The sequence below is a fragment of the Stenotrophomonas maltophilia group sp. Smal17 genome (assembly GCF_030237045.1).
GTDB classification, from domain to species: Bacteria; Pseudomonadota; Gammaproteobacteria; order Xanthomonadales; family Xanthomonadaceae; genus Stenotrophomonas; species Stenotrophomonas forensis.
In genome coordinates, this window is the sequence record NZ_JASJSU010000132.1 from 1 (window position 1) to 9,552 (window position 9,552).

The 9,552-nt window shown below is 68.5% G+C and carries 7 protein-coding genes and 1 riboswitch; of the genes, 2 read left to right on the plus strand and 5 right to left on the minus strand.

The features are described 5' to 3' along the window. Positions 1-111 precede the first annotated feature (111 nt). Positions 112-528, plus strand: a complete 417-nt coding sequence (locus QRO93_RS20440; RefSeq protein WP_053448474.1) for a hypothetical protein — start codon at positions 112-114, stop codon at positions 526-528. Between the two features lie 96 nt (positions 529-624). Here the strand turns inward: QRO93_RS20440 and pnuC are convergent, their stop codons facing one another. The 5 genes from pnuC to QRO93_RS20465 form a co-directional block, all read right to left on the minus strand. Continuing rightward, positions 625-1,197 carry a nicotinamide riboside transporter PnuC gene (gene pnuC / locus QRO93_RS20445; protein ID WP_053451221.1) on the minus strand — a complete coding sequence of 191 codons (573 nt, stop codon included), beginning with the start codon at positions 1,195-1,197 and terminating at the stop codon, positions 625-627. A gap of 8 nt (positions 1,198-1,205) precedes the next feature. Further along, positions 1,206-3,395, minus strand: a complete 2,190-nt coding sequence (locus tag QRO93_RS20450; RefSeq protein WP_053448475.1) for a TonB-dependent siderophore receptor — start codon at positions 3,393-3,395, stop codon at positions 1,206-1,208. A 69-nt stretch (positions 3,396-3,464) separates the two neighbouring features. Then, a riboswitch (TPP riboswitch) is annotated at positions 3,465-3,560 on the minus strand. Between the two features lie 43 nt (positions 3,561-3,603). Further along, a complete protein-coding gene (locus tag QRO93_RS20455; RefSeq protein WP_180878709.1) occupies positions 3,604-4,728 on the minus strand; it encodes a phosphotransferase enzyme family protein in 1,125 nt (374 codons plus the stop codon). A gap of 128 nt (positions 4,729-4,856) precedes the next feature. After that, positions 4,857-5,264 carry a glycine zipper 2TM domain-containing protein gene (locus tag QRO93_RS20460; protein ID WP_180878708.1) on the minus strand — a complete coding sequence of 136 codons (408 nt, stop codon included), beginning with the start codon at positions 5,262-5,264 and terminating at the stop codon, positions 4,857-4,859. A gap of 250 nt (positions 5,265-5,514) precedes the next feature. Further along, positions 5,515-6,153: a response regulator transcription factor gene (locus QRO93_RS20465; protein ID WP_053511118.1), complete on the minus strand. Its 639-nt coding sequence runs from the start codon at positions 6,151-6,153 to the stop codon at positions 5,515-5,517. A gap of 75 nt (positions 6,154-6,228) precedes the next feature. On the opposite strand from QRO93_RS20465, the gene QRO93_RS20470 reads away from it, so the two are divergent. After that, on the plus strand, positions 6,229-9,552 hold a 3,324-nt coding region (locus tag QRO93_RS20470), incomplete at its 3' end, for an ATP-binding protein (RefSeq protein ID WP_285304341.1).

Below are 9,552 nucleotides of genomic sequence, written 5' to 3' on the forward strand. Positions count from 1 at the left end.
CGCCATAACCAGGCCAAGGCAGTCGAGCAACCTCGACTCTACCCTCCGCCATCCGCCTGTCATCTACGACGCCGACCATGGCGCGCTGGATGGGAGCGCAGGAGGCAGGCGATGGCCAGGACAGGGAACAAGGGCGGCATGCGGCGCTGGTGGCGTCCGCTGGCTGCGGTGTTCGGCGCGTTGGCACTGGGGAGTGCCAGCGTGTCCGCGCAGGACGCTCCTGCGCACTGGATGGCCTATGCCGCCGCCGTGGGCGGCCAGCTGCAGCAGCGCCTGCAGCTGGAGCAGGACCCGCAGGCCCAGCGTGTGCTGGAATGGCTGCAGGCGCATCCGGACACGCCGACACCGTTGCCGGTCAGCGTGTGGATCGCCGCCGATGGCCGCATCTCGAAACTGGAATTCGACAGCCTGGGCGACCGGCAGGTGGACGCGGATCTGCGCGCGGCGCTGCTGGCCGCACCCCTGCAGGCGCCACCGCCGGACATGCGCCAGCCGCTGCGGCTGGGCCTGGCGCTGGAACCGAAGTAGCGCCACGCCCTGCGTGGATGCGCCTACGGGTGACCCCTCAGCCACGCATGGCGTGGCTCTACTGTGGATGGCCAGCGCACAGCCTGGCCCTCCTCATCAACGTACGGGTGCACCCTGTGGCTCGCGCGCGGCCGCGCTCCACGCGCGCAGGCCGAACACGGCCAGGCCGAGGAAGAAGACGTACAGCGCCGCGGTCACGTGCAGCGACTTGAACAGGTAGGCGCCCACATAGACCACGTCCACTGCGATCCACACCCACCAGCACGCCACGTGGCGGCGCGCCTGCCACCACTGGCCGACCAGGCTCAGCGCGGTCAGCATCGCGTCCAGCCACGGCAGTGCGGCATCGGTGAAGGTGTGCATGGCCGCGCCCAGCGCCACGCCGCCGCACAGCCCGATGGCCAGGTCGCGCAGCAGCTTGCCGCGCGCCAGCGGCACGATGCGGACGCTGCCCTCGTCGGCCGCGTGCTGGCGCCAGTTGAGCCAGCCGTAGACCAGGAAGCCGCCGAAGGCGACCTGCAGCAGGGTGTCCGAGTACAGCTTGGCCTCGGCGAACACCAGCCCGTACAACGTCACCGACAGCAGGCCCACCGGCCATGCCGACAGCCGGCGCCGGGCCATCAGCCAGACGCCGAGGATGCTGCACAGCGCGGCAGTCCACTCGAGCACGGCGCCGCTCACAGCGCGAACGTCACCGACAGGCGGGCCTGTCGCGGTGCGCCGGGGAACAGGTAGTAGTCACCACCGCTGCTGCCGGTATCACGCCAGTAGAAGCGGTTGAACACGTTGTCCACCGACAGGTTCCAGGTCACCGCACGCTCGTGCAGGCGGTGCTGGAAACGCAGGCCGGCATCGAACACCGAGTAGTCCGGTGCACGCACGCCGCCATCGGCACGGGCGACGTTGGCACCGGCATAACGCCAGCCCCCGGTCACCTCCAGGCCCTGCACGAAGGGCAACGCGTAGGCCAGGTGCACGCTGGCGCGCACCTTCGGCACGTTCACCAGCTGATGGCCTTCATAGGCCGGCGTGCCGGTGTCGCGCGCGCGCGCCTGCAGCACGCTGGCGCTGGCCACGATCTGCAGTGCATCGGTAAGCTGGCCGTTGGCGGTCAGCTCCAGGCCGGTGTGGGTCTGTGTGCCCTGTTGGACGAAGGTATAGCCAGCGTCGCTGTTGTCGGGCTGGGCGTACTGGTACGGCTGCGAGATGCGGAACACCGCCGCGCCCAGCGTCAACGCCTCGACCGGCACGTACTTCACGCCCACTTCCAGCTGCCGCGACTGCACCGAGGGCAGGAAGGTATCGGCGTTGCTGGTCCAGAACGGCGCTTCCTGGCCAAGCGAAATGCCGCGCACGTAGCTGGCGTAGGCATTGAGCTGGTCGGTCGCCTTCCACACCAGCGCGGTCTGCGGCAGGAAGCGCGACAGGCGGCTGTGGCGCTGTGGGGTGCCGCGCTTGTCGTACGCGCGTTCATCCAGCCGCACGAAGCGGCCACCGGCCAGCCACTGCCAGTCGTCACCGAAGCTCATCCGGTCCAGCGCGAAGAATGCGGTCTGGCGGCTGTCCAGGCGCCTTGCGGACGGGCCGGGCATCTTCGGCGACGGCTCGAACACCGGCACCTGCGCGTCGTGGATGTTGCTGGTGCCGACGTACTCGTTGACGCTGGGGCGCTTGTCCACGGTGCGGCGGAAATAGTCGGCACCGACGGTCAGCTGGTGGCCGACCGTGCCGGTCTCGAAGCGGCCGCGCAGCTCGGCACGCGCCTGCTGGTTGCGCCGGGTGTCGTCGGGGCTGCGGTAGTCGTAGACGTCGTAGTCGCCATTGGGGGCGAAGTAGTTGCCCGGCACGCTGCCATCGGCGCATTGCGCGGCGTAATAGCAGCCGTAGGCGAAGGCGACGTTGTCATCGATCACCGAGCGGCTGTGGCCGACCGAGACGCGCGACTGCCACGCGTCGTTGAAGTCGTAGGTGTGCAGGGCGGTGATGTTGGTGCTGGCGATATCCACCGGGCGCTGCCACGGCTGGTAGCCGAGCAGGTGCTCGCGATCGACACCGCGCGGCAGGTCACGCGCGCCCAGCAGCTGGTAGCCGGACACCGAGCGCTGCGAGCTGGTCTGGTAGTTGGCATCCACTTCCAGCTTGCCGCGTTCGCCGATCAGCCAGTCGGCGGCCAGCGAGTAGAAGTTGCGGCGGCCATCGGCGTGCTCGACGTAGGAATTGCTGGAATCCCATGCGGCATTCAGGCGCAGGCCGAAACGCGGGGTGATCCAGTGGCCGACATCGACGGCGACGTAGCGCGAGCCTTCCGAATCGGTGCCGAGCGTGGCGGTGCGCACTTCGGCCGGACGCTTGCCGATGTAATTGATGATGCCGCCCGGCGCCATCACACCGGCGGCCAGGCCGGCTTCACCCTTGAGGATCTCCACCGCCTGCACGTTCTCCAGCGCCAGGCGCTGTTCGCCAGCGATGGACAGGCCGTTGAAGCGATAGCCGGTGGCGGCATCGAGCGCGAATCCGCGGATGGCGATGTTCTGGTAATAGCCCACGGGTGCATACGCATCACCCAGCGAGGCATCGTTGCTGGCCAGCTCGGACAGCGAACGCACCTGGCGGCGGTCGAGATAGTCGCGCTCGAGCACGTTCACCGAAGCCGGCGTGTCCTTCCACGAACCGCCACCGAAGGCATTCACGCGTGAGGTATCCGCCTTCGGCTTGCCGGCCTGCACGCGCACCGCCGCCAGTTCGGTGGGCGAACGTTCGGCGCCGGTGGCAGCCACATCGGGAGCAGCGTCGGCCTCGCTGGCATGCAGCGGCAGCGCGGCGCAGAGGGCGAGGGAGAGCAGGGTGGGGCGCAGGCAGCGGTTCATTCGGTTCGTCTTCGGACAACAAGGGAGACGAAGCGACGGCGCGCAGGTGCACGGCCCATGACGGGGGTGTGGCTGCGGCTCAAAGCTCCCTACGCCGGTGCAAACCGGATCAGGTTCCAAGGGACTCTCTCAGCCTGGCAGATCCAGGCACCCCCGCTTCAGGTGACCATTTCACTACAAATGGTACGGATTTGCGAGCCGGTGGCGTTCATGCCGCGGCGTGCAGGGCCTGCAGCAGTGCCTGACCGGGGGGGCTGTGGAACCATGCCGGATGCCCCAGCATGAAGGGCTGCCAGGCTACGTCAGCATTCGCGGTCGAGCCGGTGACACCTTCGAAGTACTCCACTTCGGACAGTGCGAAGTCGAAATGGACCATCGGCAGCAGGTCGGCCAGCAGGCGCACGCGCGCGGCCGACAGTGGCAGCACCTGGCGATAGCCGTCCAGCAACGCCAGTGCGATGTCGATGCGTACCGCCTCCATGCCGCGCTCCAGCTGCAGCCACGCCACCGCGTTGCGCTCGATCGCGGTGGCGAGGTCGAACAGTGCGCTGGTGGGCGAAGCCAGGCCGAAATCCAGCACCGTGCTGACCTGGCCGTCGCGCCACAGCAGGTTGGAGACGTGCCAGTCGTTGTGCGCCCATAGCCGGGGTTCGTCGCGCAGGCGCTCGGCCAGGCCGCTGTGCCACGGCAATACATCGCGGCGGAGCTGCGTTTCCCACGGGATGCGTGCGAGGTAGCGGGCCAGGCCGGGGCGTGTGGCCAGGTCAGACTTGATTGCTGCGATCGGATCGTCGGCACGGATCAGATCGTCGCGCGCGACCAGCACATGGGTGCTGCGCTGCGGCGCGTGGTAGCTGTCCGAAGCCTGGTGCAGTCGCGCCAGCATGCGGCCGGCTTCGCGGGCCTGCGCGACATCGGTCAGCAGCGACCACGACACTGCATCGCGGTACAGATCGTCGCCTACGCCAACGGCGTGCAGTTCAAAGGTCCACTCGCCCTGTTCGACGGCGGTATGGCCATCGGCGGCCGCCAGCACCTGGACCACGGGCAGGCCTGCCGCCGCGAGATGCGCGATGAAGCGGTGCTCTTCTTCCAGGCAGGCCGCGCTGCGCACGCTGTGGTGATGGCGCTTGATGAACACCGCACCCTGCGCGCCGTCGACAATGGCGGCGGCCGACAGTGGCCGCGGGCTGTGCCAGCGCGCCTGGCTTTGCCCGTCAAGCTGCGGGTAGTGCTCGCGCAGCCAGCCGATGTCCCGCGTGCTGATCGGTGGCCAGTCGGCGGCGACCTCGTCGTTGTTGAGGCCCTGCACGCGGTGGGAGGAAGAAGTCATGCCGCAGCCCGAAAGGGGAAAGTCACATCCAAGGCTGCGCATTCAACGCCATGCCCGCGGCCAACGCAAACGGGCGGGTCATCGACCCGCCCGTCCCTGCGCCCGCTCGCGGTGAGCCGTGCCGCCGCTTACCAGCCGCGATGACGGCCGCGGTCGTTGTAGTAGCGGTTGTCGTAATAGCGATCGCGCTGCCAGCGGCGGTCGTCACCGCGGTCGTAGTAGCCGCTGCGGTAGTAGCCACGATCGTAGCGGCGGTCGTAGCGGTTGTCATAGTAGCGGTTGTCGTAATAATGACGGTCGCGGCGGTCGGAGGTGGTCAGGTTGCCGATCGCGCCGCCGGCCACGGCACCGCCGACGGTCGCGGCGGGGTCGCCGTTGGAGAGCAGGTTGCCGGCCACGCCACCGACCACGGCGCCAACCAGGGTGCGCTTGTCCTTCCTCGACATCGCGCTGGCATCGCTGACCACGGCGACACCTGCCACCAGTGCCAGAGCCATCGCCAGACCACGGAAGCTGAGTGTGGAAGTACTGAGCATGTTCGTTCTCCTGTGAGGTGCATGCCACGCTGGGCAGGGAGGGCGCGGGGCGCCCCGGCTGCCGTGATGTCCACGCTGGCGTTCCAACATTGCCGGAACATTGCCTGGCCCACCGTGCGGCTTGCGCATTCATCTAGCGGCAGGCGGCATGAAGCAAGGCTGAAAGCGGGCCTGGCCGCTCAGCTGGCAGATAGGGAACGGGCGGTGCGCCCCGGCCCTGCTGGGGAGCCTGTGCTGTGCGGGCTGCGTCTCAGATCTTGCCGTCGCGCAGGTAATCGAACAGTTCGGCGTCGCCCTTCAGGCCCAGCTTGAGCATGGCGTCACCCTTCTGGCGGCTGATGGTGCTGACGCTTTTGTGCAGTTGCAGCGAGATTTCCTTCACGGTCATGCCGGTGCCGAGCAGCCGCAGTACCTCCACCTCGCGGGGCGACAGCGGCTTGCCGTCGCCCTCGCGCATGCGCCAGCCGCCCGCGGCCTCGACCCGCTCGCGCAGGCTGCGGCTGATGTAGGCCTGGCCGCGGTAGACCGCCTGGATGGCCTGCGGCAGTTCGTCCATCGACGAGCTCTTGTCGACCAGGCCCAGCACGCCGCTGTCGAGCACCATGCGCAGGATCGCCAGGTTGTTGGAGACGCTGAGCATCAGCACCGGCAGCTCGGGATGACGGCGGCGGATCATGCCGATCATGGCGAAGCCATCGGCCTGGGGGCTGCCGGGCATGGAGTAGTCGGTGACCAGCAGGTCGCAGGGTTGGTCGCCCAGCAGGGCCATCAGCGCCTGTGCACTGTCGGCTTCGCCGACCACGCGGCCCACCCCACTCGATTCGATGACGGCGCGGGTGCCGATACGGACCACCGGGTGGTCGTCTGCGATGATGATGCGCAAGCTCATGCTCTAGTATGACCACCGGGCAGGCCGGGCCGCGACCATCGCGGTCCCTGGCAGCATTCTAGGAGATCGACGCCGATGCGTAGCTGGGCTGTTCGCGGGCTGGTCCTGCTGCTGGCCGTACTGGTGCTGCCAGCGGCCCTGGCACAGGGCGTTCCAGGGCTGCTGCCGCTCAGCTCCCTGCAGCGTGAGTACCTCGCCGCCCATCCGAGCATCGTCGTGGGCCAGTATGACAGCGGCTGGCCGCCGTTCGAGTCCCTCCATGATGGCCAGCAGGTTGGCCTGGGACCGGATTATCTGTCGCTTCTTGCCCGCCAGCTAGGCGTCAGGGTGGAGGCCCGTCGCTATCCAGATTGGACATCCGTGTTGGATGCGGCGTGCCGTGGCGAGATCGATGTGGTGATGAATGTCGGTCTCAGTGCCGACCGCACCCGTTGCATGGTGTACACGGCCGCCTATGGCGAAGCACCGTTGGCCCTGGTGGGCCGGCCGGGCGACCTGCGTGGCTCCGACAATCCTGATCTGGATGGATTGCGGGTGGTGATCGAGCAGGATTTCCTGACCGGTCCGCAGGTGCGGGCACGATTCCCGCGCGCACGGCAGCTTGTCGCACACAGCTCGCTGGCGGCGCTCGAGATGGTCAGAGACGACAAAGCTGATGTCTATATCGGCAATGCTTATGTCGCCACTGAACTGATCGCCGTCCACCATCTGCAGGGTGTGGTGCTGCTGCGACCCAGCGATCTGCCCCCCGAACGGCTGCACTTCGGTATCCCCAGCAGCAAGCAGCCGCTGGCCGAAGCGCTGGACCTGGCCCTGGCCGCAACCAGCCAGGCCCAGCGCGATGCCCTGGCGAGGCGCTGGCTGCCGCCACCGCAATGGTCGGCGTCGGCGCAGATGGCGCTGAGCCAGGCCGAAAAGCGGGTGCTGGAGCAGCCACTGAAGATCGGCTTCGCACCGAATGCGGCGCCGCTGTCGTTCACCGGCGGGGATGGTGCGCCCAGTGGCCTGGCCAGCGAGTATCTGCATCGGCTGGTGCAGGCCGGTGCACACCTGCAGCCGGAGAGCAGCCACGACTGGTACGAGGTGCGCGAGAAGGCGCGCCGTGGCGAGCTGCAGGCGGTGATGGGCATCCCGGCCGATTCGCGCTACCTCGGGCCGGACTGGGTGTTCAGCCAGCCCTTCATCAGCGTGCCAAACGTGATCGTCAGCCGCGTCGACAGCCCTGCCCTGCTGGGCCTGTCGGACCTGCAGGGAAAGCGCGTGCTGCTGTCCGATCCGGAGCGCGTGCGTGGCTACGTGCTGCAGCAGGCACCGCAGGCCCGGATCATGGCGGCACGTAGTGCCGAACAGGCGATGCAGCGGGTTCTTGATGGCGAAGCCGATGCCTATGTGGGCAACCTGGCGCTGGTCAATCAGCTGCTGCGCAGCCGCTTCCAGGGGCGCTTGCAGGTTGCTGCCCCGGCGGGTTTCAACGATCAGCTGGTGATGGCGGTGGAGCGCCGCCATGCCGCGCTGGCCACGACCTTCGACCGCCTGCTGCTGCAGATGGCACCGCGCGAGCACGAGGCATTGCGCGGCAACTGGCTGTCGGTCGAGCACCGCAATGGGGTCGACTGGAAGCGGGTGCTGCGCTGGGCACTGCCGCTGCTGCTGGTGCTGCTGACCGCAGTGCTGGTGCATGGCATCGGCTACTGGCGGCTGCGCCGCGAAGTGGCCGGGCGGCGTCACCTGGAACAGCGCCTGGCCGAAGTCACCGACAACCTCCCGGCGGTGGTCTACCAGGCACGCCGCGATGCCGATGGCACGCTCAGTTTCCCGTTCATCGCCGGCGATCTGCAGGCCCTGTTCGGAATCAGCCGGCAGCAGGCCGAGCAGGATGCGAAGATCCTGCTGGAGCGCATCGAGGAGGATGATCGCGCGCGCATCCTGCAGGCGGTCGAGCAGGCCGCGCGCCAGTTCGCGCCATTGATCCTGGAATTCCGCCTGCGCGCCGAGGGCACCGACGCGCGCTGGGTGCGCAGCCAGGCCCATCCCTATGCGGCCGAAGCCGGCGCGGTGACGTGGAGTGGCTACTGGGTGGACGTGAGCGAGGCGCGCGCACAGGCCGATGCCCTGGTGGCGGCGAAGGCCGACGCCGAGCAGGCGGCGGAGGCCAAGTCCCGCTTCCTGGCCACCATGAGCCACGAGATCCGCACGCCGATGAGTGGCGTGCTCGGCATGCTGGAAGTGCTGGCGCATTCACCGCTGGACGCCGAGCAGCAGCGCATTCTGGGCGTGATCGAGGATTCGGCGCAGATGCTGCGGCAGATTCTCGACGACATCCTCGATTACTCCCGGCTTGAAGCCGGTGCGCTGCGCCTGGAGCCGGTGCCGCAGCCCCTGCGGCCGTTGCTGGAAAGCGTTTGCCGCCTGCTCTCGGCCCAGGCCAGTGCACGCGGGCTGGCGCTGCACGTGCAGATTGATCCACAGCTGGCGCCCGCGCACGAAGTCGATGGCGTACGCCTGCGCCAGATCGTGTTCAACCTGCTCAGCAACGCCATCAAGTTCACCGCCCAGGGCGAGGTCCGCCTGCAGCTGGAGGTGCTGGGGCCGACCAGCGGGGACGGCGCCCAGCCGCTGTGCCTGAGCGTCACCGACACCGGCATGGGCATCGCACCGGAGCAGCTGCAGCACCTGTTCGCACCCTTCACCCAGGCCGGTGCCTACATCCAGCGCGACCACGGTGGCACCGGCCTGGGCCTGAGCATCAGCCAGCGGCTGGCGCAGATGATGGAGGGCGAGCTGACCCTGCACAGCACCCTGGGCGAGGGCACCCGTGCCGAAGTACGGTTGTCGCTGGTGGAAGCGGGCAGTGGCGATGTCGAGGCCCTGGTGGCCGAGCAGGAGCAGGCCGCATTGCTGCCGGCCGCGCTGCGCCAGGCGCGCGTGCTGGTGATCGAGGATCATCCGACCAACCAGGCGATGATGGCCTGGCGGTTGCAGCAGCTGGGCGTGCCGCACGTGATGGTCGGCGATGGCCAGCAGGGGCTGGACCGGCTGGCCGCGGAGAGTTTCGACCTGGTGATCACCGATTGCCGCATGCCGGTACTGGACGGGTTCGGCTTCACCCGCCTGCTGCGCGAACGCGAAGGCCGTACCGGCCAGCCACGGCTGACCGTGTTGGCGTTGACCGCCAGCGTGCTGGACGACGATGCACGGCGCTGCCGCGAGGCCGGCATGGACGAGGTGCTGGCCAAGCCGCTGTCACTGGCCACGCTGCGTGCGGCGCTGCTGCGCTGGTTGCCGCAGGCACAGGGCCAGACGTTCGCCGAGCCGGTAACGGAGGTGGTGGCCGACGACGGCATGGCGCTGCCTGATCTGGCCGCCCTGCAGCAGCGGTTCGGCTCACGGGCGGTGGCC